General features: G+C 33.0%; 22 protein-coding genes. 9 read left to right on the forward strand and 13 right to left on the reverse strand.

What is annotated here, in order from left to right; genetic code table 11:
- The first annotated feature begins 6 nt into the window (after positions 1–6).
- The 5 genes from ATO12_RS07305 to tsaB all read left to right on the forward strand — a co-directional run bounded on the left by ATO12_RS07305 (position 7) and on the right by tsaB (position 6166).
- Positions 7–1269: an ABC transporter permease gene (locus tag ATO12_RS07305; RefSeq protein WP_034240804.1), complete on the forward strand. Its 1263-nt coding sequence runs from the start codon at positions 7–9 to the stop codon at positions 1267–1269.
- A gap of 30 nt (positions 1270–1299) precedes the next feature.
- The gene (locus tag ATO12_RS07310) at positions 1300–2418 is read left to right on the forward strand and encodes an efflux RND transporter periplasmic adaptor subunit (protein ID WP_034240807.1); all 1119 of its coding nucleotides are present in this window, start codon (positions 1300–1302) and stop codon (positions 2416–2418) included.
- A gap of 105 nt (positions 2419–2523) precedes the next feature.
- Positions 2524–4038: a TolC family protein gene (locus ATO12_RS07315; protein WP_240486106.1), complete on the forward strand. Its 1515-nt coding sequence runs from the start codon at positions 2524–2526 to the stop codon at positions 4036–4038.
- A gap of 78 nt (positions 4039–4116) precedes the next feature.
- Complete coding sequence (locus ATO12_RS07320) at positions 4117–5394, forward strand: efflux RND transporter periplasmic adaptor subunit (protein ID WP_034240812.1); 1278 nt, start codon at positions 4117–4119, stop codon at positions 5392–5394.
- A 109-nt stretch (positions 5395–5503) separates the two neighbouring features.
- Positions 5504–6166 carry a tRNA (adenosine(37)-N6)-threonylcarbamoyltransferase complex dimerization subunit type 1 TsaB gene (gene tsaB / locus ATO12_RS07325; protein WP_034240815.1) on the forward strand — a complete coding sequence of 221 codons (663 nt, stop codon included), beginning with the start codon at positions 5504–5506 and terminating at the stop codon, positions 6164–6166.
- Here the strand turns inward: tsaB and ATO12_RS07330 are convergent.
- The 10 genes from ATO12_RS07330 to ATO12_RS07375 form a co-directional block, all read right to left on the reverse strand.
- A complete protein-coding gene (locus tag ATO12_RS07330) occupies positions 6120–6827 on the reverse strand; it encodes a hypothetical protein (protein WP_034240818.1) in 708 nt (235 codons plus the stop codon). The genes tsaB and ATO12_RS07330 overlap by 47 nt on opposite strands.
- Positions 6828–7153: 326 nt before the next feature.
- Entirely contained in the window at positions 7154–7870 is a 717-nt protein-coding gene (locus tag ATO12_RS07335; protein ID WP_034240821.1) for a hypothetical protein, read from the reverse strand.
- A gap of 124 nt (positions 7871–7994) precedes the next feature.
- Positions 7995–10031, reverse strand: a complete 2037-nt coding sequence (locus ATO12_RS07340) for a thioredoxin domain-containing protein (RefSeq protein WP_034240823.1) — start codon at positions 10029–10031, stop codon at positions 7995–7997.
- A 154-nt stretch (positions 10032–10185) separates the two neighbouring features.
- Positions 10186–10386, reverse strand: coding sequence for a dodecin family protein (locus ATO12_RS07345; protein WP_025667189.1), 201 nt, complete (start codon positions 10384–10386; stop codon positions 10186–10188).
- A gap of 169 nt (positions 10387–10555) precedes the next feature.
- A complete protein-coding gene (gcvH, locus tag ATO12_RS07350; RefSeq protein ID WP_034240827.1) occupies positions 10556–10939 on the reverse strand; it encodes a glycine cleavage system protein GcvH in 384 nt (127 codons plus the stop codon).
- Positions 10940–10943: 4 nt separating this feature from the next.
- Complete coding sequence (gene gcvT / locus ATO12_RS07355) at positions 10944–12038, reverse strand: glycine cleavage system aminomethyltransferase GcvT (RefSeq protein WP_034240830.1); 1095 nt, start codon at positions 12036–12038, stop codon at positions 10944–10946.
- A gap of 1 nt (position 12039) precedes the next feature.
- A complete protein-coding gene (gcvP, locus tag ATO12_RS07360; protein ID WP_034240833.1) occupies positions 12040–14943 on the reverse strand; it encodes an aminomethyl-transferring glycine dehydrogenase in 2904 nt (967 codons plus the stop codon).
- Between the two features lie 116 nt (positions 14944–15059).
- Positions 15060–16340, reverse strand: a complete 1281-nt coding sequence (locus tag ATO12_RS07365) for a serine hydroxymethyltransferase (RefSeq protein ID WP_034240836.1) — start codon at positions 16338–16340, stop codon at positions 15060–15062.
- 241 nt (positions 16341–16581) lie between these two features.
- Entirely contained in the window at positions 16582–17415 is an 834-nt protein-coding gene (locus ATO12_RS07370; protein ID WP_034240839.1) for an AraC family transcriptional regulator, read from the reverse strand.
- 226 nt (positions 17416–17641) lie between these two features.
- The gene (locus ATO12_RS07375) at positions 17642–18553 is read right to left on the reverse strand and encodes a NifU family protein (protein WP_034240843.1); all 912 of its coding nucleotides are present in this window, start codon (positions 18551–18553) and stop codon (positions 17642–17644) included.
- 501 nt (positions 18554–19054) lie between these two features.
- Here ATO12_RS07375 and ATO12_RS07380 point away from each other — a divergent pair.
- The gene (locus ATO12_RS07380) at positions 19055–20077 is read left to right on the forward strand and encodes a PorP/SprF family type IX secretion system membrane protein (protein ID WP_034240846.1); all 1023 of its coding nucleotides are present in this window, start codon (positions 19055–19057) and stop codon (positions 20075–20077) included.
- Positions 20078–20140: 63 nt separating this feature from the next.
- Here ATO12_RS07380 and ATO12_RS07385 read toward each other — a convergent pair whose 3' ends face one another.
- Together ATO12_RS07385 and ATO12_RS07390 are read right to left on the reverse strand one after the other, a co-directional pair.
- On the reverse strand, positions 20141–20653 hold the full coding sequence (locus ATO12_RS07385; protein ID WP_081801997.1) for a rhodanese-like domain-containing protein: 513 nt from the start codon (positions 20651–20653) through the stop codon (positions 20141–20143).
- Between the two features lie 37 nt (positions 20654–20690).
- Positions 20691–21863: a vWA domain-containing protein gene (locus ATO12_RS07390; RefSeq protein ID WP_034240849.1), complete on the reverse strand. Its 1173-nt coding sequence runs from the start codon at positions 21861–21863 to the stop codon at positions 20691–20693.
- Positions 21864–22080: 217 nt separating this feature from the next.
- On the opposite strand from ATO12_RS07390, the gene ATO12_RS07395 reads away from it, so the two are divergent.
- The 3 genes from ATO12_RS07395 to ATO12_RS07405 all read left to right on the forward strand — a co-directional run bounded on the left by ATO12_RS07395 (position 22081) and on the right by ATO12_RS07405 (position 25360).
- Positions 22081–24294 (forward strand): histidine kinase, encoded by a 2214-nt coding sequence (locus ATO12_RS07395; RefSeq protein ID WP_034240852.1) that lies wholly within the window; start codon positions 22081–22083, stop codon positions 24292–24294.
- The gene (locus tag ATO12_RS07400) at positions 24295–25026 is read left to right on the forward strand and encodes a LytR/AlgR family response regulator transcription factor (protein WP_034240854.1); all 732 of its coding nucleotides are present in this window, start codon (positions 24295–24297) and stop codon (positions 25024–25026) included. It abuts the gene before it with no gap.
- A gap of 115 nt (positions 25027–25141) precedes the next feature.
- Positions 25142–25360, forward strand: a complete 219-nt coding sequence (locus tag ATO12_RS07405; RefSeq protein ID WP_034240856.1) for a hypothetical protein — start codon at positions 25142–25144, stop codon at positions 25358–25360.
- A 133-nt stretch (positions 25361–25493) separates the two neighbouring features.
- Here ATO12_RS07405 and murI read toward each other — a convergent pair whose 3' ends face one another.
- Positions 25494–26282 carry a glutamate racemase gene (murI, locus tag ATO12_RS07410; protein WP_034240858.1) on the reverse strand — a complete coding sequence of 263 codons (789 nt, stop codon included), beginning with the start codon at positions 26280–26282 and terminating at the stop codon, positions 25494–25496.
- Positions 26283–26349: the final 67 nt, after the last annotated feature.

Raw genomic sequence — 26349 nt, forward strand, 5'->3', positions numbered from 1 at the left:
ATTGGCATGAAATTTATATTTGAAAGAGATACCTGGCAAGAAATTTATGGAGCTATTCGTAAGAATAAAATAAGAACCATAATTACAGTTATCGGGGTAACCTGGGGTGTGTTTTTATTTGTGTTTCTTTTAGGAATGGCTAAGGGACTGGATAATAGTTTTAGAAGTCAATTTAATGATTTTGCAACCAACACGATGTTTGTTTGGGGGCAACAAACCAGTATACCTAACGAAGGCTTTAAGAGAGGGAGACGAATGCAGCTTACATTGGATGATGTCGAAACATTAGAATCTCAGGTTGATGATATAGAGTATATCGCTCCACGTAACGTTACAGGACAATGGGGAACCCCACCAGGACAATTTGTAAAAGGCTCTAAGTCGGGTGCATTTAAAGTGTTTGGTGATTATCCAACAATAGATAAAGTATCGAAGAAGAAAATATTTGATGGAGGAAGATTTATTAATGAAGAAGATATAAAATACGAGCGCAAAGTCTGTGTTATTGGCGAGGATATTTATAAGCAATTCTATGATAAAGATGAAGAAGCAATAGGAGATTTTGTAAGAATAAATGGAATTTATTTCAAAGTAATAGGAGTATATAAGCCTACTCAATCTGGATTTGAAGGAGATGATTCTATTTTTTTGCCATTCACAACGTTTCAAACCATTTTTAACCAGGGTAAAAATATATCCTGGATGGTGATCACTGCCAAACCAGATAAGAATATTGTAAATACAGAAGCTACAATAAAAACTACACTTAAAAGAATACATAATGTACATCCAGATGATACACAGGCTTTTGGAAGTTTTAATCTAGGTGAAGAAGTAGCAAAAGTTAACGGATTTCTATCTGGCATGAGGTTGATAACTTATATTGTAGGAATCGCTACTCTTATTGCGGGAGTAATAGCAATAGGTAATGTTCTTCTAATTACAGTTAAAGAACGTACAAGAGAGATTGGAGTGCGTAGAGCATTGGGAGCAACACCAGCAGAAGTAAGAGGGCAAATCATGCTAGAATCTGTATTGCTTACGTTTTTAGCAGGTTTATTAGGTTTTATTTTTGGTACACTGTTACTTTGGGGTATAAATACTGCAATCGGTAATAATGATGATATACCCATTTTAAATCCTACGGTCGATTTCTTTGCGGTAACAGGAGCATTATTGTCTATAGTCTTATTAGGAACAATTATAGGACTTATCCCAGCACAAAAAGCCGTAAGCATAAAACCAATTGAAGCATTAAGAGAAGAATAAAATAAATAACCAGAATAATCATCAATCCAAATGAAAAAGTTTTTTAAAATTTTATTAGTTGTAATTTTCGTGGCCTTACTAGGTTTTTCAGGTAAGTACCTTATAGATTCTAACAGTAAATCTCCGATTGTATTTACAACAGAAAAAGCATTTAAAACTTCTATTGAAGAAAAAACAGTAGCGACAGGGAAAGTAGTTCCAGAGGATGAAGTAGCAATCAAACCTCAAATTTCAGGAATTATAGAGAAGATTTATGTAGAAGAAGGAGCAGCAATAAAAACGGGAGATTTAATAGCTAAGGTAAAAGTAGTACCTAATGAACAATCTTTAAATAGTGCAAGAGGACGTGTTAAAAATGCACAAATCGTTTTAAATAATTCTAAAGTAGAATATGATAGAAATAAAGCACTTTTTGATAAAGGAGTGATCTCTAGCCAGGATTTTAATAATATTGATCTAAGATATAATCAGGCAAGACAAGATCTTTCGAATGCACAGAGTGATCTTCAAATCATACGTTTAGGTTCTGCAGGAGGTTCTTCTACAGCTAATACTAATATACGAGCAACCGTATCAGGAACGATTCTTGAAATTCCTGTTAAAGAAGGTGACCAGGTGATTGAAAGTAATAACTTTAATGATGGGACCACAATTGCTACAATTGCAGATTTGAACAAAATGATTTTTGAAGGAAAAGTAGATGAAGCAGAGGTGAATAAGCTGAAAATTGATATGCCTTTAAAAGTTAGTCTTGGAGCTATACGAGATAAAGAATTTGATGCAAAACTAAAATTTATTGCACCAAAAGGAGATGAAGAACAAGGTGCAGTTCAGTTTAAAATTGAGGGCGAAGTTTTTCTTGATAAATCATATTTTATAAGAGCAGGATATAGTGCAAATGCATCAATTGTTTTAGAAACAAAAAATGATATTCTTGCCGTAAAAGAAGCGCTTTTACAATTTGATAAAGAAACAGAAGATCCTTATGTAGAAGTACGAACAGGAGATCAAAAATTTGAAAGAAGAGATGTTGAAATTGGTATTTCTGATGGTATTAATGTTGAAATTCTATCAGGAATAACAGAAGAAGATGATATTAAAGTTTGGAATAAAACAGAACCTGTTAAAAAAGAAGATGAAAAAGAGTAAAGCCAGCATGTTTTAAAACAATATTTTTGATAGTGGTTAGATAATTAAAAATATTTTTTAAATAATCTGTAACAACATCAATCAAATATATACCTATACCATAGTATGAAAATAATAGTAAAAGATTTAGGCAAGTTCTCATCACAAAAGGACACTATAGATTTTAAACTTATGAGAATTAGAATTTTAATTTTATGTATTACTTTCTTTGGCGTGCTGGAAACTCAGGCACAAGAAAAGAAATGGACATTACGCGAATGTGTAGAATATGCTTTAGAAAATAATATTGCAATAAAACAATCGGCATTAGATGTAGAAGCAACAGATATTGATAGGATTGATGCTATAGGAAATTTTCTGCCATCATTAAACGCATCTGCTTCTAATTTTTGGAGTTCTGGTTTATCTACAGACCCTATTACCAACGAAAATAAAACACAGACATTTAGAAGTTCTAATTATGGTGTAAGTGCAGGAGTAACCATATTTAGTGGTTTAAGAAATATAAAAAGATTTCAAAGAGCTAAACTGAATAAGTTACTTAGTCAATATAATTTAGGTAAGTCTAAAGATGATATTGCATTATTTGTAGCAAATAGTTATCTGCAAGTACTTTTAAATAAAGAATCTTTAAAAGTGGTAGAGAAACAACACGAAATCACATTAGAACAATTACAACGTACTAAGGATCTGGTAGAAGCAGGAGTATTGCCTCAGGGAGATCTTCTCGAAATTGAAGCAACTTCTGCAGATGAATTAACAAGAATTGTACAGGCAGAAAATGCAGTACAGATTGCGTTAATTGGATTAGCACAGCGATTGTTGATTAAAAATTATGAAGATTTTGACATTGCAGAACAAGAGTATTTGGTTCCAGGGTCTGAGATGTTAGAAAAGCCAATTGATCAGGTGATTGCGCAAGCTAGAGAATCAAGATATGAAGTACAGATTGCAGAGCAGAATAAACTTATAGCAGAAAAAGATCTTGAAATTGCCAGAGGAGCATACTACCCTACATTAAATGGTTCTTTTAATTACAATACCAGAGAATCGGGAGCTAAATCTTTTGCACGTGTTTTGGATGCGAATAATCCTGTATTAACGCAAAGTATAGGTGTTGTAGAAGCAACAGGACAGAATGTTATTACCCAAACTCCTAATCTACTTCTTGTAGAACAGGATGCTGCACCATTTATCGATCAGTTATATACTAATGATGGTATTTCTTATGGGTTATCTCTTCAAGTACCAATTTTTAATGGATTTTCTGCAAGGAATGCTGTAAAAAGAAGTAAGGTTAATGTAAAGCGTACAGAATTTCAATTAGAGCAAGCAGAATTAGATTTGGATAGCAATGTATATCAGGCATATCTCGATGCAAAAGGAGCTGCAGAAGCATATGAAGCAGCTCAGGTTTCTGTAAAAGCACAGGAAAGAGCATATGAATATGCAAAAGATCGTTATGATGTAGGGCTAACTAATGCCTTTGATTTTAGTCAATCAAAATTTAGATTAGAAAATGCGCAAAGCCAGGAAGTACAAAATAAGTTTGACTTTATTTTTAAATTAAAAGTGCTAGAGCTGTATTTCGGAATAAAGATCGCTGATATAAAATTATAGAATAGTAGCATTCAATTTTTTTGACTACTCTATATAGAAAAAGGTTGTATTTTCATAGAATTAACGTTAAAGTAAGTCATGAATAAAAAAAGATTACTCTTCATTTTAGGTATAGTTGTCATTGTAATTGTACTACTTGTTTATGGTAAGAAAGCTGGATGGTTTGGTGAAAGCGGAAACTTTAAAGAAGTATCAGTTACCAAAATTGACAAAATCGATATTGTAGAAACCGTTTCGGCTACAGGTAAAATACAGCCAGAAGTAGAGGTTAAACTTTCTTCAGAAGTATCAGGAGAGATCATTGACTTGCCGATCAAAGAAGGGCAACAAGTTCAAAAAGGTGATCTTTTGGTTCGTATAAACCCCGATATTATTCAATCTGGATTAAACAGATCCCAGGCAGCATTAGAAAATGTAAGAGCGGGATTGCGACAAGCCGAGGCTAGTTTAAAAGAATCAAAACTAAGCTATGACCGTAATAAGGCGTTGTTTGATAAAGGAGTGATTTCTAAAGCAGAATGGGATAGAGCAATCTCTGCATACGAAGGAGCAGAAGCAGCTAAGCAATCAGCATATTATAATGTAAGAAGTGCTCAGGCTACTGTTAATGAAGCCAAAGATAATTTAAGCAGAACTACAATTTATGCTCCTATGACAGGCACAATTTCTAAGCTATCTGTAGAATTGGGAGAAAGAGTAGTAGGTACTCAACAAATGGCGGGTACAGAGATCGTGCGTGTTGCAGATCTTAGCAATATGGAAGTAGAAGTAGATGTTAATGAAAATGATATTGTTAAAGTTTCAATCGCAGATTCTACAATTGTTGAAGTAGATGCTTATCTAAAAAAACAATTTAAAGGAATAGTTACAGAAATTGCTAATTCTGCAGAAAATGCTGTAAGTGCAGATCAGGTAACTAATTTTAGAGTAAAAGTTAGAATTTTGGAGGAATCATATGCAGATTTGCTAGAAGGGAAGTCCGAAAACTATTCTCCGTTTAGACCAGGTATGACTGCAACGGTTGATATTATTACAGATAAAAGAAAGGACGTAATAGGTGTTCCTATAAGTTCTATCGTAATTAAAAATGATACCTCGAGTGTAAAAGAGGTTCCTTCTAAGGATGAGATATCATCAGATACCAATAAAAAATTCGAATGTGTATTCGTTAAGAATGGAGAAACAGCCAAGCTAAGAGTGATAAAAACGGGTATTCAGGATGATAGTAATATTGAGATAACCAATGGATTAAAAGAAGGGGATGAGGTTATAACAGGACCTTATAACGTGGTTACCAAAATTCTTAAGACAGGAGATAAAGTAACTACTGAGAAAGAGAAAAAATCTACCAAATAAAACCAGTAGTAGTTTAGGTACTCGTCAAAATTCTATTAGTTAAAACTTCAATAAAACATTTGGGAATGAGTATGCCTAATTAGATTATCTTTGCCTAAATTTTTGATAGATGGCTTATATCCTTTGTATAGAAACTTCAACAACTAATTGTTCTGTCGCTTTAGCTAATGACAAAGAAGTGATTGGATTAAAAGAGGATTATGATAGTACATATTCTCATGCAGAACGGTTACATAATTTTATTGATAAAATTATAAAAGAAGCTGGATTAACCCCAAAAGATCTTTCTGCAGTTTCGGTTAGTAAAGGTCCTGGTTCATATACAGGATTACGAATTGGTGTATCGGCGGCAAAAGGGTTATGCTATGCATTAGATATCCCATTAATAGCTGTTCCCACTCTACACGCATTAGCGTTGCAGGTATCGCAAGAAAAAGATAGTTATATTGTTCCTATGCTAGATGCTCGAAGAATGGAAGTGTATTCTGCCGTTTTTTCGAATACATATGAAGAAATAAGAAAAACAGAGGCAGAAATTCTTACCGACACTTCTTTTGAAACATATTTACGGGAGAAAAAAGTATATTTTATAGGAAATGGTGTAGAAAAATTTTCAGCGATTTGTAACGATACTAATGCTGTATTTGTACAAAACAAATTGCCATCTGCAAATGAGATGGCAATGTTAAGTTATCCTAAATTTTTGAAAAAAGATTTTGAAGATGTTAGTTACCTCGATCCGTATTACTTAAAAGACTTCGTGACGGGCTAGAATCTGAGCTTTTTAATGCATTATATCTAGCTACAAGACGAATTAAATCTTCTTCTTTTCTCAAACGAATACGTTCCTTTTTTAGGTAATCCTTTAATTCGTTTTCTTTATCATTAAACGCTGCAAGCATTTCTTTTTTATTCATTGGTAATTCCATGATAACACCAGATTCTTCAAGGTAATATGAAGTAATCATTCTAAGTGTTCCGGGCTCAGAAGGGCCACTGATTATAGGACCCTTTTTTTCGGGATCTTTTATCTTTAGTGTAAATTTCTTATAAATACGATATCTATCGGTTAATTCTACTAATACATAATAGCCATCTCTATTGCTCCCTCGTTGATTTTTAAATTCACAGTAATAGAAATAATCACCATCGATTCGAGCATGAATAGTGGGGCTTTTAACCACTTCATATAGTTTGGATTGCGAGCTATATTCTAGAGCATCAGAATAAATGTTGTATTTAAGTTTGGCATCAAAAGTTCCAGATTTCTCATCAATAACACTAGATTCTTTATAACGACTCTTCATATATATACTACCATCATAATCATCATATAAAGAAACTCTGGTAGTAGATGTGAGTAAATTTCGGGGTAATTGTGCAAATAATGCAGACGATGCTATTAAGCATAAAAAAAGTAATATTCTTCTCATAGTTTTTCGATTTAGGTATGATAAACTTAAAGAAATAACATTTTAAATACAATTAATATGCTTTTTTGATCAAATTTTTACGAATTTCATAATTCAAACATGTAAAGCGTTAAATTATTAGGAATAAAATTGCGATTTTAACAAATAATTCACATAGGTGTTTTACGGCAAAACCGTAATAATTGTAGGATTTAGACTACGATAAAAATATTTAATTAAGGTTTAACGGTTTTAAAAAATCTATAAAAAACGCTTTTTTAACACTTTTAGAGTAGATTAAAATAAAAAGCGATTAAGCGTTTTTTACTGTCTTTTTAAAAAAAGTATTACAATGTGCTATAGAAATTTACTAATTTAACCAGGTCTTTTTCTTTCTTTAAACTTAACTTTTCTTTACCAATAAAATCTTTTACTTCTTTTTGATTGTTAGGAAAGATACTTATCGTTTTCTTTTTACTTGAGCTAACTAGGAATAGTTTTTCGCCTATTTCTAAATAATAAGTATGTTGATCTGTAAACTTTGCGGGAGTATTTTTGTGGTATGAAGTATTTGCAGCTTTGGCTTTGGTATATTTTTTTACAAGTAACTTGTACAAACTAATTTTGGTATTGCTTCTTAGTTTGATTAAATACCCCTTCTTGGTTTGATTGTTTAAATCTTTATACCTCTTATAATGATATTCTTTATTATTAATACGGGCATATATATGATCACTTTTAAGAAGACCATGTAATTCAGACGCTTCTAAGGTTTTGCTTACTTCTATCTGATCATTAAATGCATTATACCGTAAAAATAATTTTTGTATTTTTTGCTTAGAATTCGTATGTACGATTTCTCCTAATTCAAGTTTTTCATTTTCATATGGAGTTCCTATAACTTCACTAAGAATACCATTAGGATTTTTGTTATTAGTAAAAGATTTGTGTATATGGAATAAAGGAGTTAAAAAATTAGTTTGACTATGATTACCCATTTTTAGTTGTGCATTTGCAGCAAACATAAACATGGAGGTTATAAAAAATAAGATCATTTTTTCCATAATAAATGAATTTTGGATTAGTGTTGAAATAGTATGTTATACAAATCTGGCTCAAAAACCACGCCAGTTTAAATTAAAATTCAATATTGGCTTCAGGTAAATATCGTATAGGTTTTTCCCAAATTTATTTTAAGGGTAAAATATCTTCAAATTCTTCAACTGGATATTTACATGAATTATTTACACATAAATAAAACAAAGTTTTGTCTTTAACAAATCTGTTTTTTAATAAGGCAGTATCAGAATCTGATGTACCGCCCGCTATTAGTTTATTTGGAATATAAGTTTGACCTACTTCTTTTAATTTGATTTTTGCTTCTTTACCTATTATAACTAATTCATAAAAGTCAAAAGAAAAATTGAGCATAAGATCTAACCAATTAGAGTATCCCGACGCATAAGACTTGATTTGTGGTTTAATATTATGTAACATTTGTTCACTTATTTCTTTGTAATTAGAACGATCAAAATAATGAGATAATAGAAATAAGTTCTTAGCCATTATCGAATTAGATGCAGGGATTACATTATCACTGTATTCTATAGTACGTGTAATAAGTTTTGGATCTTTATCAGAAGTAAAGTAGAATATGTTTTTGTTTTCATTGAAAAAGTGGTGCAAAGTATATTGTGTAAGTTGCTCTGATATCTTTAACCATTCTGGATCAAATGTATTTTGGTATAAGGTTATAAAAGCTTCAATAACTAATGCATAATCTTCTAAATATCCATTAATGGTACTTTTGCCGTTTTTGTAATTATGAAATAAAGATGTATCATTTTTTAATTGAGTAGTCTTGATAAAATTTGCATTTTTTATCGCAGCATCCAAAAACCTTTTCTCGCCAAAAACTCTATAGGCATCCAAATAGCCTTTTAGCATTAAAGCATTCCACGAGGTTAATGTTTTGTCATCTAATCGTGGTCGAGAGCGTTTTTCGCGCTCATGAAATAAAATTTGCTTCCATTGAGCGATCTTTTTAATCAAAACTTCACTATCGATGTTATTATCACTACAAAATTTTTGATGAGCATCCTTTCTAATTAAAACATAGTTTCCTTTTTCCCAGAAACCATACGAATTTATATTATAATAATCAGTAAAGAGAGTGTAGTCATGATCAGGTACTATTTTTTTTAATTCTTCTTTGGTCCATACATAAAAAGCCCCTTCTTCTAGTTCTCCGTCCAAAGTGTTACTATCTGCATCCAAAGACGAATAAAATGCTCCTTCTTTATTAGTAAGCTCTCTTGCTACAAAATCTAAAGTCTCATAAACCACATCTTTAAACCAGGGATCTTTGGTAACTAAAAAGGCATCAGAATACAGACTTACTAATTGCGCATTATCATATAACATTTTCTCGAAGTGGGGGACATGCCATTTCCCATCTGTAGAATATCGTGCAAACCCTCCACCGACATGATCATATACCCCTCCATATGATATTTTTGTCAAGGTGTTTTTTACAAATTTTAATAGTGTTTCGTCTTTAGTTTGATACGCATACCGAAGAAGGAAATGATAATTATTGGGCATCATAAATTTAGGAACTCGTTTTGTACCTCCTTTTTGATGATCAAAATGAGAACTCCATTCTTTTACAGAAGATACTATAAATTCTTTGTCAAAATTAATAGCATTAGTGTTTATTTCGATGAGATCTATGGCTTTAATGCCTTGTTCCAGTTTTTCGGCATATTCTATTAGCTTATCAGGTTGTTTTTCATATAAACTTGCAATTTGTTTTAAAGCATCAACCCAATTTCCTTTAGGAAAATAGGTGCCTCCCCAAACAGGTCTTCCGTCGGGTAATACAACCATATTAAGAGGCCAGCCACCACTACCAGTCATTAATTGCACTGCACTCATATATACTTGATCTATATCGGGGCGTTCTTCACGATCTACTTTAATATTCACATAATTTGTATTCATGATTTCTGCTACCTTAGGATCTTCAAAGCTTTCATGCTCCATAACATGACACCAATGGCAAGCTGCGTATCCTATACTTACAATAATAAGTTTGTTTTCTTTTTTGGCTTGTTGTAGTGCTTCTTCTCCCCAAGGTTTCCAATGTACAGGATTGTGAGCATGTTGCAAGAGATATGGACTGGTTTCATCAATAAGATCATTAGTATAAGCATGTTGTTCCATAGGTGGTTTATTTTGACTTGTGCATGTCGTGAATAATAGCGATAATGTAATGATACATAAATATTTCACCAGAGTCGATTTTAGTAATGTATAAAAATATAAAAAGCATCCCGAATACATCAGGATGCTTTTTATAAAGAAGTAATAAAACTTGTTATTTTACTTCAAAAGAGATTTTTAGGTTTACTCTGAATTCTGTTACATCATTGTCTTTAACCACAACACTTTGATCTGCAACATAAGCAGATCTAATGTTTTTTACAGATTTACTAGCTTGTTTTACAGCATTTCTAGTAGCATCTTCCCAGCTTTTTTCAGAATTTGCTAATACTTCGATAACTTTAATAATCGCCATGTTGTGAGTTTTTTAAATTAAAAAATATAAGAATATCTAAGATACAACAAACTGTTGCTTTTTAGAAAAAATAGCATGTATTCTTTTCCAGAATTTTTCGATATAATTATAAATTTATCGTTAAAAAGCATGTTGGTGTAAAATCATCTAGTTTTTTGATGAATAACCGTTATTCTGCTCCTATTAATTTTTTATACGCATTAGCATCTAATAGATCGTTAATCTCATCTGGATTAGAGATTTCTATTTTAGCAAGCCAACCATCGGTATAAGGATCAGAATTTACCATTTCCGGATTTGACTCCAGCTCTTCATTAATTTCAATAACAGTACCCGAAACTGGCATAAAAATGTCAGAAACGGTTTTAACTGCTTCAATAGATCCCATTACTTCTCCTTCATTAAGTTTTTCATCCAAAGATTCGAGTTCTACATACACGATATCTCCTAGCTCACTTTGCGCAAAATCTGTAATGCCTATATGAGCAATATTGTTCTCTACTCTGATCCATTCGTGATCTTTACTATATTTTAATTCTTCTGGAATGTTCATAGTTTTATTTTTTTATAAAAGGTGTTTTTTTAACTACTGCTTTGATGCGTTTATTTCTAATTTCGATAAAAATGGTACTATCTGCTTTAGCGTGGGGAATAGTTACATAACCAAGTCCTATTCCTTTTTCTAATATAGGTGATTGACTTCCTGAAGTTACTTTTCCGATACGTTCATCATTTTCATTATAAATTGCATATCCAGCTCTTGGGATACCTTTTTCTATCATTTCAAAACCAACTAACCTTCGCGTAATTCCCTCTGCTTTTTGTTTTTGTAAAGCTTCAGAATTGATAAAAGGTTTGGTGAATTTTGTAATCCAGCCTAATCCTGCTTCTAATGGAGAAGTGGTATCATCAATATCATTTCCATAAAGACAGAATCCCATTTCTAATCGTAATGTATCTCTTGCTCCAAGTCCGATAGGCTGAATGTTATCTTCTTTTCCGATTTCGAGAATTGCATCCCAAAGCTGTTCTGCTCCAGAATTAGGAACATAAAGTTCAAAACCTCCTGCACCAGTATATCCTGTAGCAGAAATGATTACATCTTGTATTCCTCCTATTTCACCCATAACAAAAGTGTAATATGGAATATCAGCAAGTGTTACTTTTGTAAGTTTTTGTAAAACCTGGCTTGCAAGTGGCCCTTGTACGGCAAAAAGTGATATTTCATTAGAACGATCAATCATCTCTACATTATCTGTATTATGACTTTTTATCCAGTTCCAGTCCTTCTCAATATTAGAGGCATTAACTACCAAAAGATATTCTTCGTCACCTAGTTTATAGATAATAAGATCATCTACAACACCACCTTTATCATTGGGCATACAAGAATACTGTGCACTCCCAATATTTAATTTAGTGGCATCATTACTGCTTATTTTCTGAATTAAATCTAACGCTTTAGGTCCTCTAAGGATAAATTCACCCATATGGGATACGTCAAATATACCAACACCTTCTCTTACAGTTTTATGCTCCTGTACTACAGAGGTATATTGAAGTGGCATTAAATATCCTGCAAATGGGACCATTTTTGCTCCCAATTCCTGATGCTTAGCTTCGAGAGCTATACTTATTAGTTCTGTTTCCATATTAGTTTATAGTTATTTCTGCATTCTTTGTATCTTCTTCAAAAGCCGAAACAGGTAGACAACTACACATTAAATTTCGGTCTCCATGGGCATCATTTACACGACCTACACTAGGCCAGAATTTATTACTTTTTATATGTGGTAGCGGAAAAGCTGCTTTTGTTCTAGAATACGGCATATCCCAATTATCCTTAGCGATAAACTCCATCGTATGAGGAGCATTTTTTAATACATTTTGCTCTCTAGAGGCGGTTCCGTTTTCTATTTCTTTTATTTCATTTCTGATACTAATCATAGCATCAATAAAACGATCTAGTTCTTCTATAGTTTCACTTTCTGTAGGTTCTATCATAATAGTTCCTGCAACAGGAAATGATACTGTTGGAGCATGAAATCCGTAATCCATAAGTCTTTTAGCAATATCGGTTACGGTAATGTCTTCTTCTTTAAATGCTCTACAATCGATAATAAGCTCATGGGCATTGCGACCTTTTTCTCCGGTAAACAGGATTGGATAATGATCAACAAGCTTTTCTTTTATGTAGTTAGCGTTTAGAATTGCCATTTTTGTAGCAGAGGTTAATCCTTCGCCACCCATTAATGCGATATATGCATAAGAAATAGAAAGAATACTTGCGCTACCCCAGGGAGCTGCAGAGATAGCTGCTATAGCCTTTTCTCCTCCTGCATTTTTTACTACAGCATTACCGGGAATAAATGGAGCAAGTTCTTTACTTACTGCAATAGGTCCCATTCCTGGTCCACCACCACCATGCGGGATACAAAAGGTTTTATGAAGATTAAGATGACATACATCTCCGCCGATAATTCCAGGGCTAGTTAATCCTAATTGAGCGTTTAGGTTTGCTCCATCCAGATATACTTTTCCTCCATTATCATGAATAATCTCACAAGCTTCTTTGATGTTTTCTTCAAAAACACCATGAGTAGATGGGTAGGTAACCATTAATGCCATTAAATTATCTTTATACTTTTCGGCTTTAGCCCGTAAGTCATCGATATCGATATCTCCATTTTCTCTACAGGATACAATAACTACTTGTTGTCCTGCCATAGTTGCTGTTGCTGGGTTGGTACCATGCGCAGAAGAGGGAATAAGAGTTATGTTTCTATGCGTTAGGTTTTTATCTGCATAATATGCTTTTATAACCATTAATCCTGCAAGTTCTCCCTGGGCTCCACTGTTTGGTTGTAGAGAAGTAGTATATAAACCGGTAATTTCTGCCAGCCACGAAGCCAAATGTTCAAACATTTGATGGTACCCTTTTGCTTGATTTATGGGAACAAAAGGATGAATATTGGCAAGCTCACCCCAAGATAAAGGCATCATCTCTGTTGTGGCATTAAGTTTCATAGTACACGAACCTAAAGCAATCATAGAATGCACTAACGAAAGATCTTTGTTTTCTAATCTTTTTAGATATCTAAGCATTTCGTGCTCTGCCTGATAAGAATTAAATACAGGATGTTCTAAATAAGAAGATTTTCTTTGCAAAGAAGCAGGGATTGCAGTTGCATTAATTTTCCAATCTGTTATGTTTACCGTTTTACTTTTTGCTGTAGCGAAGATTTCGACGATATCTTGTAGATCTGTTAATGTCGTTTTTTCGTGCAGTGATATCCCTATATGATTGTCATCAAAATACCTGAAATTAATTTCTTTATCGAGTGCTATTTTTTTGATACTTTCTTTGTCTTCTACTTCTATTTTTAAAGTATCAAAAAAGTGAGTATTGATTTGTTTGTATCCAAGTTTTTCTAATTCCTGATTAAGCTTCGAGGTTGATAGATGGATTTTGTTGGCAATCTGAGATATACCATCTTTTCCGTGATAGACTGCATACATCCCGGCCATTACAGCAAGTAATACCTGTGCGGTACAGATATTAGAAGTAGCTTTTTCTCGTTTAATGTGTTGCTCTCTCGTTTGTAGTGCCATTCGATATGCAGGACGACCATGGCTATCTTCTGTTACTCCAATAATTCTACCAGGAATATGACGTTTATACCCTTCTTTTGTAGCAAAATAAGCGGCATGTGGACCTCCATATCCCAGAGGTACTCCAAATCTTTGCGAAGTACCAACAACCACATCTACTCCCATTTCACCTGGTGCTGTAATATGTGTTAATGCCATTAGATCTGATGCTACGGCAATTTTTACTTCATGCTTTTGTGCTTCGGTAATATATGGTGTTGGATCAGTGATTGCTCCATCACTATCAGGATATTGTATAAGAAGTCCGAAAAGGTCAGGGTCTGACATATCAAGTTGGGCAATATCTCCAACAACCACATTAATGCCAATAGGTTCTGCACGGCCTATGATAAGCTCTATAGTGTGTGGAAATGTTTTTTTATCAATAAAGAATGTACTGGCTTGTTTTTTCGCTCTACTTTTTACGCGATATAACAGTGTCATAGCTTCTGCTGCAGCTGTAGCTTCATCCAAAAGAGAAGCATTGGCAAGCTCCATCCCAGTAAGATCAGTTATCATGGTCTGATAGTTGATCAAGGCTTCTAGTCTACCTTGTGCAATTTCTGCCTGATATGGTGTGTAAGCTGTATACCAAGCAGGGTTCTCAAGAATATTTCGTTGAATAACGGGTGGTACAATACAATCGTGATATCCCATTCCTATAAATGAGCGGAATACTTTATTGTTTTTCATCATAGATTTGAAGCTGGTAAGAAACTCCAATTCTGTTTGGGCTGCTGGTAATGTTAATGGTTTTGCAGAACGAATGTTTTTTGGAACCGTTTCATCAATTAACTGTGTTAATGACGAAACACCAATCACGTTTAGCATTTGATCAATTTCCTTTTTACCTGGACCTATATGTCTGGGTAGGAATTCTTGTTTAAGTGTAATTAGATCTTTCATCTGTTCTTTTTATTGTTCTTTAACGGTCAGATGGAATTCACCATTCAAAATTTTCGATAAATACAAACTTGGTTTATATGGCTCATTTCATAATATAACTATCCGCTAGACTGTTTTTATTTATACAATGGAAAATTTTTCATCCAGTTATTTACTTCTGCTTTTATAGATGAAATCTTAGCATCATTATTGTGATTTACTAATACTTCATCTATATAACCAACCATAGTATACATATCATCTTCTTTCATTCCTCTCGTCGTAATAGCCGATGTTCCTAATCGCATACCAGATGTTACAAATGGTGATTTATCATCAAAAGGTACCATGTTCTTATTAATAGTGATATCTGCTTTTATCAATGTGTTTTCGGCTAATTTTCCTGTGATATCTTTTGATCGCAGGTCAATAAGTGCCATATGATTATCGGTCCCGTTAGAGATAATATCATACCCTCTTTCTATTAAGGCAGCACACATCGCTTTGGCATTTTTTGCAACTTGCTCTACATATACTTTATAATCCTCGGTAAGTGCTTCGCCAAATGCTACCGCTTTTGCTGCGATTACGTGCTCTAATGGTCCTCCTTGAGTTCCAGGAAAAACAGCCATATCCAAAATATTAGACATCATTTTGGTTACTCCTTTTTTGGTTGCATGGCCCCAAGGATTTTCAAAGTCTTGCCCCATCATAATCATACCGCCTCTAGGTCCTCTTAATGTTTTATGTGTTGTGGTAGTTACAATATGACAATGTTTTATCGGATCGTTTAATAAACCTTTGGCAATTAATCCTGCTGGATGAGAGATATCTGCCAATAATAAGGCGCCTACCTGATCTGCAATAGCTCTTAATGTTTCATAATCCCAATCACGACTATAGGCAGATGCTCCGCAAACAATTAGTTTAGGCTTTTCTCTTTCTGCTGTTTCTGCTACAGTATCCCAATTGATGAGCCCCGTTTCTTTTTCTACTCCATAAAAACTAGGCTGATAAAGTTTACCAGAAAAGTTAACCGGTGACCCATGAGTAAGATGACCTCCGTGTGACAGATCAAAACCTAATATTTTATCACCAGGATTAAGGCAGCCTAGCATTACTGCGGCATTTGCTTGTGCTCCAGAATGTGGTTGTACGTTTACCCATTCTGCTCCGAAAAGTTTTGCAGCTCTATCAATAGCAAGTGTCTCTACTTTATCGACCACCTCACAGCCACCATAATATCGTTTACCAGGAAGACCTTCTGCATATTTATTGGTTAGAGAAGAGCCCATTGCAGCCATAACCTGTTTAGATGTAAAGTTTTCTGAAGCAATTAGCTCTATTCCGTATTCCTGGCGTTCTGTTTCTTCTGCGATAAGATTTTTTATCTCATTGTCCTGAATATCTTGTACCATATTTTCTTTTTTAACATATTACATCCAATATCGTGCATCGGATTTTGGTTACTATATTTTTTTTAAAATGTTGATTCTTGTTTTTTGATGTATAGAATCTTTACCAATCAAAAAATAATGGATGCAAATTGTGAAGAATAAAATTGAAAAAATAGTACAAAATTGCACTCGAATAGTTGTATCGATTCTTTAAAACAAATAAGAGGGCAGTATGTTGTTTTGTAGTCTTTAAGAGTGTTACTTAGGTAATTACCTTATTGGCAAATTGCTTAGGAGTAATACCTATTATTTTTTTAAAATGCCGGGTAAAATGACTTTGATCAAAAAAACCAGATTGGTATGCAACTTCTGTAGCAGACAATCTTTCGGTGAGTAGTTTTTTTGCTTTTTCTATTCTGAGATTTACCAGATATTGATGTGGAGGAAGTTGATAATGCTGTTTAAATGATTTGATCAATCCATATTGTGAAATACCTGTTAGGTTAGAAAGATCATGAATAGAAACTTCTTCGAGATAATGGTTGTGTAAGTATTCTTTAATTTGTTTTGCTACAATAAATTTTTCTGAAATTGGCTCGTTATTTATTTCAGTATGTGCATACCTTTGAATAAGCTCTTTAAGAAAATCCATGAGTAAATATTCGGACTTTGGATGATGTTGATTGTATATCAGATTTGGGAATACAGCTTTTCCTTTTTTAAATAATACCTTATTAGTTATAATATTTTCTTTGAAAACAGGTAATTCTATAGGCGAATTTAAGGTGCCCATGGCTTTTTTCATGATCCCAATAGGAACATACATTGTAAGAAAATTCCATGGCGAATTTTTTACAGGCTTTCCTGTATGCACTTCATAGGGGTTGAAAACGAGAATTGAGCCAGTAGATAAAATAAAATTAGAAGAATCGTTAGAATAATCACCAATACCATAATCCATAAAAATTATAGTATAACTTTCATGAAAATGGGGTTTAAATTGATGCGATGTAAATGACCCTTTAAACAACTCTAAATTATCGAGAGCATTATTTATAAAATGCTGGACATTGTTATGTTTATTTTTGTCATACATTATCTCAATAATTTATTTTTGAGTGATTTTTTAGTCATTCAAAACCTAAAAACTATTTTTTACTTCTCTTACGTGGCTAATATATGTCGGTTTTATAAATTATCTATGATCAATAGTTTGAAATGTATTAAAAAGTGTATGTTTTGATGTTTTAGTATTAGTATATGGATAATTTAGTATAGCAGTGAATAGATAAAAAACTATTTTGAGATACTTTATACATATATTAACCATTTATAGCTTCTACATATTCTACTTTATCTTTTAACATCTCTTTTAGCATATTTTCGATTCCGTTTTTTAATGTAAAAGTAGAAGACGGGCATCCACTACATGCTCCTTGTAAAATTACTTTTACGCCTTTGCTCTCCGGATCATAAGAGTCAAATAATATGTTACCTCCGTCACTAGCTACAGCAGGTTTGATATATTCATCAATAATATTTACAATATCTTTTGAGACATCATCCAGGTTTTCAAAATCTAAATCAGATTGTTTTTTTACTTCTTCTTTTGTCACTGCAGCATTTGCGGTTAAAACTTCTTTACCTTGCTCTAGATAAGTGCGTATAAAATCTCTGATTTCGGTGGTAATATCATTCCAATCTGCCATATCATATTTCCCTATAGAAATATAATTTTCATCAATGTATACTTCTTTTACAAACGGAAAATGAAATAACTCTTGTACCAAGGGCGCTTCGCTGGCATCATCAATGTTTTTAAATTCATGTCCCGCAGTAACTAGTTTTTTATTAGCAACAAATTTTAACACAGCAGGATTAGGTGTACTCTCTGCATAAATAGTAATAGGAACTTTTTTTGTGGCTTTCGTTTCAGTTTCAATTATAATAGGCTGACCACTATTGAGATAATTTTTGATTTGTTGTGCAACTTCTTCTTGCACATCAGGCCATTCTACAATATCATACTTATCGATAGCAACAAAATTTTGTGCAATAAATACCCTTTTTACAAATGGCAGATAAAACAATTGTTGTGCAAGAGGAGCATTTTTTGCCTGATCTATATTCTCAAATTCATAACTGGTATGCTGGGTTAGAAAATAATTAGCTTCAAATTTAACAATACCTGGATTTGAAGTAGGCTCTATTTTTATTTCAAAACTCTTTTCCATGCGCTATTTTTTTGCAAATCTACTAAAAAGCAACACGATATTAGTAATGTATGTGTAATGCTAACAATTTTTAACTAATCTTGAATACATCTAGACAGGTATAGTACATAATTTTGACTTTTGTTATTGAAGTAGATAATAATTGTAGAGGCATAGAGAAAAGCAAGATTATTGATTAAAATTTATCGCAAAATCTAAATTAAACATAGGCTTATCATGGAGTGCAGCTATGTTTGTGCAAAAAAGTATAATGGTCAAAAACTGATTTCTAATGCCTATAATTGATTAAAAATAATAACCAGAAGATAGAATATATTCTTTAACTCGTCTTGACCTCAAAAAGTATTGATCTTGTATTCTGACAAAAATTTATATCTTTGGAGCGATTGAAATACAATGATTTATTTAAAAAAATAAGGTGAAGCCTCACAATATAAACTGTTTTTAATAGTTTAAATTGAATTCACAAATTCTATTTAGCCCCTAAATAATAGTGCTCAAATGAACTTAAAAACATTCTATGTAGTAGTATTAGTACTGGTATCTCCATTTGTCTTTTCGCAAGAAGGTATTCCTGTATACTCTGATTATCTCTCTGATAATTTGTACTTGATACATCCTGCAATGGCTGGTGCATCAAATGCTAATAAAATTAGGCTTACTGCCAGAAAGCAGTGGTTTGATGTGAACAATGCACCTAATCTACAGACTTTAAATATTAATTTTAGAACTGGCGAGAAATCGGGTTTAGGAGGAATTGTATATAGAGATGAAAACGGTAGATTTTCTCAGACAGGACTGTATGTAACATATGCTTATCATCTTTTGTTTTCGAGAGATAGAACAGATTTGAATATGTTATCTTTTGGTCTTAGTGCCGGATTAATACAATCTAATGTAGATTTAAGAGGACTTGACGATCCTTTTGATCCAGATCCTGTAATTCTGGATAGGGTGCAAAAAGATGTATATTATAATGTTGATGTAGGGCTATCGTATAACTATTTAGAGTGGTATGCACATATTACTGTTAAAAATATATTGCCAACTGTGCGTGATATTTTTGATAATGATACCCCGATACGAGAATCTAATAATCAACGTAGATATATTTTTTCTTTAGGATATTTGTTTGGTATTGGTGCTACTCCCTGGAGTTTAGAACCATCCATCATGTATCAGGCGACAGATGAAACTCAAGAAAGTACTATTGATGCTAATTTAAAAGTATACCGGGATTTTAGTACCAGTACTTTATGGGGAGGGATATCATACAGACGTAGCCTGGATGGAGCAGAGTTTTCTCAGGATGGTACTTCTGTAGAAAGTCAGCAATTGCAATACATAACCCCATTTTTGGGGATTAATTATAAAAAATGGATGGCTGGGTATACCTATAGTTATCAATTAAATTCGGTAGTGCTTAGCAATGGAGGTTTTCATCAAATTACCCTAGGATACGATTTTGGTAAACGTAAGGAGAGATGGGATTGTAATTGCCCTGCGGTTAATTCTAAAAACTAATCATAGCATAAAAATTATTACATAAAAGATAAAATAAATGCCTGCAATTTGCAGGCATTTATTTTATTTGGTAAACGTACCATCAAATTGTAGTCTTTGATCTTTTATAGGAACCAAAGAGGATAATTCATATACATTTTTATAACCATACCCATAGAGATTTATAAATGTTGGGATATTTAATGCCAGAGGAGCCTTTTTGGAAGCAAAATTAATTGAATCTCCATTGATATTGTTATTACAATAAATCAAAATACGAGTCTTTTTAGAAGGTATTTTTTTTGCTAGTTTACCTGCTGTAAAATCAGAAAAATTGATATGTGTTGCTCCTTTAAGATGTTTTTGTTTGTAAGCGCTTTCAGAACGAGTATCTAGTAAAATAGTATTCTCATCTGTCATATACTGTAGAAAAGTTTCTAGAGGGATTAATCGTTCTTTTCTATATGCTAAAATTTCTTCAGATATTTCTAGAAAAGAATCATAATCAACATTTGATTTTGATAACTTATTTTGTTGTTGTGCCTGCATAGACATAGGTATCAGAATTAGTATAATCATTTTTATGACCTTTTTCATCTTAAGTTTTATTTTTTTGAATAGACTTTTTTATGATTTATTCTTCCCAAGAGAAAGATTTTTTTCTTCCTTGCTTTTTGATAGCATTTAGTAAAGCAGCTTCCAGGTTGGTGTCATCTTTTTTACTATTTTCTTTGATATACAATACACGCTTTTTATTTAACTCTTTAATTTTTTGTTGTATCTCTTTACGAGTTTTACTTTTTTCTGCGATATATTGCTTTAACTCGGCTTTAGATTTTCCTTTAAGCTCTTTTGGTAATTCGTCTTTTGCTACTTTTTCAACTTCAAAAGCTTCGTCCTCAGCTGCATCGATTAGATCCCAACTTTTGTTTTTATAGAAACCAGAGCTCTTACTAACGGTTCGACTTACAGCATTAGCAGAACTGTAGGATCTTGCATTACTATCCTGTTCGGCTTGCAATTGTCTTTTTTGAGCACCTTGACGACCATAATATATATATGTACCATTTAGTTTATGATTAAGCTTAAGAATAATATCATCATATGGTGTTGCAATATGTACGGTTTCACGATTATGATCAATTGCACTATATTCTCCGGTTGTGATATCGGCTCCGTGTTTCCACATCGTTTCAATACCTTGTCTGTAGTTACCACAAAAAATAGTGTTAATCGTAATATCTTTTTCTAATGCATCTGTTGCAGCATCTTTATAATCGACCGGTCCCTGGGTAAAGGGTTCGTTGCCGGCTATGAAGATTAGTTTTAAATGATCATTATTTTTTTTCCAACCTAATTGGTTAATTGAAGTATTGATCACTTTACCACAATATTCGTTTCCTCCATTAGTTGTAAGTGCAAAAAGTTCTTTTGATATTTCATCTAGGTCATCAGAGAATGGTAAGACCTGTCTAATAAATCCTTCTTGAGATGGTAAACCATCATTACCATATTCGTATAATGCTATTTCGAGTTTTATTTTGTTATGACCGCATTTCGCATAAGAAAGCTCATTTACGATTTCCCATAGTTGAGCTTTGGCCTGATCAATAAGTCCATCCATACTATTGCTGGTGTCTAATAGTAAAGCTACTTGTATGTTGCGTGTATTAGGATCAGTTTTGGTAGTTTGTATTAGGTGATTTTTTTCTTTTTGAAATGCCAGATCGGAGTTCGGTTTATTATTTGCGTTACAAGAAATAGTAACCAACAAACACAACATACTCCATGTAAAAAATGTCTTCATAGTTTCCTTTTTTAATTTTGGATAAAACTATAGTTAACTTTTTTGACTAAAAATCTATAATGAGGGATTGGTTGATATAAATGAGGGAACTTACTTTTTTGATTAGGGAAGTTTCTTTTTTACCCTAAAAACCTACTGTAAAACAGTATAATCACGGGATCCGAATTTTATTATCCCATTTAAATGGGTTAAGTTTACCTTGTTTTAATAGTATATAATGAAGAAGATTGGCTTGATAATAGTATTTCTTTGGCTCCTTCCAGTATTGGTTTTGGGGCAAGAAAATGCTAGAATGAAACGACCAGAATCAATGAGTATTAAAGGTTCTGTGAAGGAAAAGAGTACCCGAAAGGCAATTAAGGATGTTGATGTGACTGTACTTGGGAAAGGGACTGTTACTACTGATGTTTTTGGTAATTTTAGGATTGAAGCCCGTGTTGGAGATGAGCTTGTAATTGCTCATGATAGTTTTAATACGATACGATATACCATTAAAGATGGTCAAAGAATTGATATCGAAGTACAAGATAATCCGCAGGAGGCTAAATCACCTTCGATTTCAAAACGAAAAAGAGAGTCTAGATATCAGGAAAACCTTAAAGCCGCAAAAAGTTCCTTAAAAAAAGATGCGGCTACGAGTATAGAGTATATTACTAATGCTTTAGAAACTATACGAGATGATGATCCTTCATCAGACGATAAAAAAGCTGAATTATTTGAGTCTTTAGCTGATATTTATGAGTACTGGAAACAACCAGATCTTGCAGAGAGTAACTACCTTCTAAGTCTTAAAAATAAATATAGCACAGATGTAAAAATTAAATTGGCTAATGCCCAACTGGAAGGAAAGAATTACCAGGCAGCTCTAAATACTTTTGATGAATTGCAGCGATCTAGATTAAGTAATACTCAAAAGGTTATTGTTTATGAAGGTCTGGGAGATAGTTATAAAGGGTTGCAAAATTATCCTGATGCCATTACTAATTATAATAAGGCTCTTTCTATAAGCCAGAGAAAAAAGCTGGATGATAAGGTGATTCTGTTAAATTCTAAGCTGGCCGAAGTATTACAAGAAGAAGGGAATATTAGAGATGCAGAAGAGTATTTGGATAATTCGGTACAACTGGCACAACAAAAGGATAAAAAAACATCAGCAAGACAACGATCTGTTGCAGCAGACTTTTATAATAAGAGTAATAGCTATGGTAAAGAGATACAATTAAGAAAAGAAGCACTCGAGGATATCGAAGAGATTGAAGAAAGTAATGAGCATGAAGGTCCACAGGCAGAGGAAGACAACTCGTTAACTACGCAGGTGCAAAATTATAAAATCGCCAGTGCCTTTGCAGCCCAGGAAGCATATGATGAAGCCATACCATATTTAGAAGAAAGTATTAAAGAGGCAGAATCAAAAAATGATCTTATTGTTCAAAAAGACGCTACCCGAAAACTTGGCGAAGTCTATCGAGAAAAAGGAGAGTTAGAAAAGGCCTCAGATGCTTTTAAAGAGTATGAGGTAATTATAGATAAGTTATATATTCAAAAAGATCAGGAGATATCTCAGGCAGCTCGTTTTAGTAGAGAACTAGCGCAGAGAGCAAATAGAATTACTACATTAGAGAAAGATAGGGAGTTAAATGAAGCGAGATATGAATTGGCATTTGCTTCACAAGAAATAGCCAACCAACAAAGTATACGACAACAAATTGTAATCTATTTTTTAATCGGGTTAATGGTTTTGTTACTTCTTGCTGGGTATTTGATGTATCGTAATATGAAGCAACAACGGTATGCAAATAATATTTTGGCATTAAAATCACTACGTTCTCAAATGAATCCGCACTTTATTTTTAATGCTTTAAACTCTGTGAATACATTTATTGCAACAAGTGATGAAAGAACTGCAAATCGATATCTTACCGACTTTTCGTTATTAATGAGAGCTGTTTTAGAGAATAGTGAAGAAGATTTTATTCCTTTAGAAAAAGAGATAGAACTCTTAAGATTATATGTGCAGTTAGAACATTTTAGGTTTCAGGATAAATTTGAATATACAGTTGAGGTTGATCCAGAAATCGATATTAATGAATATATGATTCCTCCTATGTTATTGCAGCCATATGTAGAAAATGCGGTATGGCATGGGCTACGATATAAAACTGAAAAAGGACTACTATCGATACGTTTTCAAAAAGCAACATCAGAGAGTATAGAAATTACAATTACTGATGATGGAATTGGACGTAAAAAATCTAAAGAACTGAAAACGCAAAATCAAAAACTTCAAAAATCCAGAGGGATGGGTAATATTAAAAAGAGAATTGCCATCCTTAATAAAATGTATAAAGATAAGGTTGATGTGTTTATATCAGATCTCGATGATAACACAGAAGGAACACAGATAAAATTAATTCTTAAGAAAGACAAGTAAATGAACTTAACCGCAATCATAGTAGATGATGAAACTAATAGCCGAGCTATACTTAGAAATTATTTAGGAAAGTACTGCCCATCGGTTACCATTTTGGGAGAAGCAGCCAGTGTAAAAGAAACATTGGACTTGCTAGAATCTCAGACTCCCGATATGTTGTTTCTAGATGTAGAAATGCCTTATGGAAATGCATTTGACTTATTAGAGCAAGTACCTGATCGCACATTCGAAATTGTCTTTGTAACGGCCTATGATCATTATGCAGTAGATGCTCTAAATGCTCAGGCAACTTATTACTTATTAAAACCTATTGCGATTGATAATCTTATCAAAGCTGTTGATCATGTAAGTTATATCAAGCAACGGGAAACTGCTCTTTTGGATACTGTTTTAGTTCCTAAGGTAACTACAGTTGAAGGTAAAATTACTATTCCGCAGCAAGATGGTTTCGAGGTTCTGCAGATTTCTGATATTTTGTATTGCGAAGCTGATGATAACTACACGAAAATTTACCTCGATAAAGGCCAGAAGTTAGTAAGTAAAACGCTGAAATATTTTGAAGAATCCCTAAATCCTCATGGATTTGTGAGAACTCATAAAAGCTATTTGGTAAATGTGAGTAGAATAACACGATATCGGAAGGGGAAAGGGGGGAGTATTGTACTTTCTTCTGGAAAAGAGTTAGCAGTGTCTTCTTCTAAAAAAGGAACATTATTGAATTATTTTAAATAATCCTATCCTGTAATTATGAATTTTTAATTTTTTTTGTTAAAACATATTAAAAAAACAAGTGTTAGTTGCTGTAATTTGTAATATCCGGTATTATTAACTACAAAAACTTAAAATAATGAAAAAAAGAGAATCGTTAAAAAAACTATCTCTAGAGAAAATTAAAATTTCTAATCTTGCCTCTAAAACTATCAAAGGAGGAACAGCCAACCCATCATTACACAGTTGCGTGGGACAAGGGAATAACCCTGGTCAGACGTGTTATACTAATAATTGTGGAGGTACTGGTGGGGGAACGGGTACTGGTGGTGGAATTAGCGGTCCTATTTATTGCTAATCTACCTTTTGTAATGTTGTAAAATATGAAGATTGTCTAGAAATAATCTGTTTATTGTCTTTTTTGTGAACCAATTTGTTGCTTTACCTTATAAAAACGAAGAACATGATTTTTTAGACAATCTTTTTTAATATTAAAAATCTAAAGCTTTTACAGTATATGTAACAGTATTTTTGTGCAAAATGTTCTTTAGTATATCTACATTTCCGTTAGTATATAAAGTATGTTTACCTATTTCGGAATCTGAGTTTAAGAGGTGGTTTGCGATCAATACAGCTTTGGTTTGTCGTGCAACAGCCTCTCCCGAATCTATAATTGTAATCTGATCAGAAAGCATTTTTTTTAGAAGGGGGATTAGATAAGGATAATGTGTACACCCAAGAACCAGATGATCTATGTTTTTGTCAAGCATAGGAGTGATATAGGAATGAAGTAATGTGTGCATTTCATCTGTATTTATCTTGCCTTTTTCGATAAGTTCTACCAGTCCGGTACCAACAACTTCAATAACTTCAATATTCTGAGTATACAAATCTGACGTTTTGACAAATAATTCACTAGATAAAGTACCCTTTGTAGCAAGTATGCCTACTTTTTTTGTTTTGGTATAAATAGCAGCAGGCTTTATAGCAGGCTCAATACCAATAATGGGTATGTCGTACTTAGATCGTAGTGTTTTTATGGCATTCGTAGTTGCAGTATTACAAGCAACCACAATGATCTTGCAATTTAGCTCAAGTAGCTTCTCTGTATTTTTAATGCTTAATGCGGTAATCTCTTCTTTACTGCGTTTACCATAAGGAGCATATTTGCTATCAGCCAAAAAGATGGTATCTTCATGTGGTAATAAAGAAGTGATTTCTTTCCAGATTGTGGTTCCACCAACACCTGAGTCAAATATACCAATAGGTTGATTTTGCATATTTATATAATAGTTTATTCCAAAAATAAAAAAACAGTGAGATGTCATCTCACTGTTTTTTTATTTT

The organism is Aquimarina atlantica, assembly GCF_000626715.1.
Lineage (GTDB): Bacteria > Bacteroidota > Bacteroidia > Flavobacteriales > Flavobacteriaceae > Aquimarina > Aquimarina atlantica.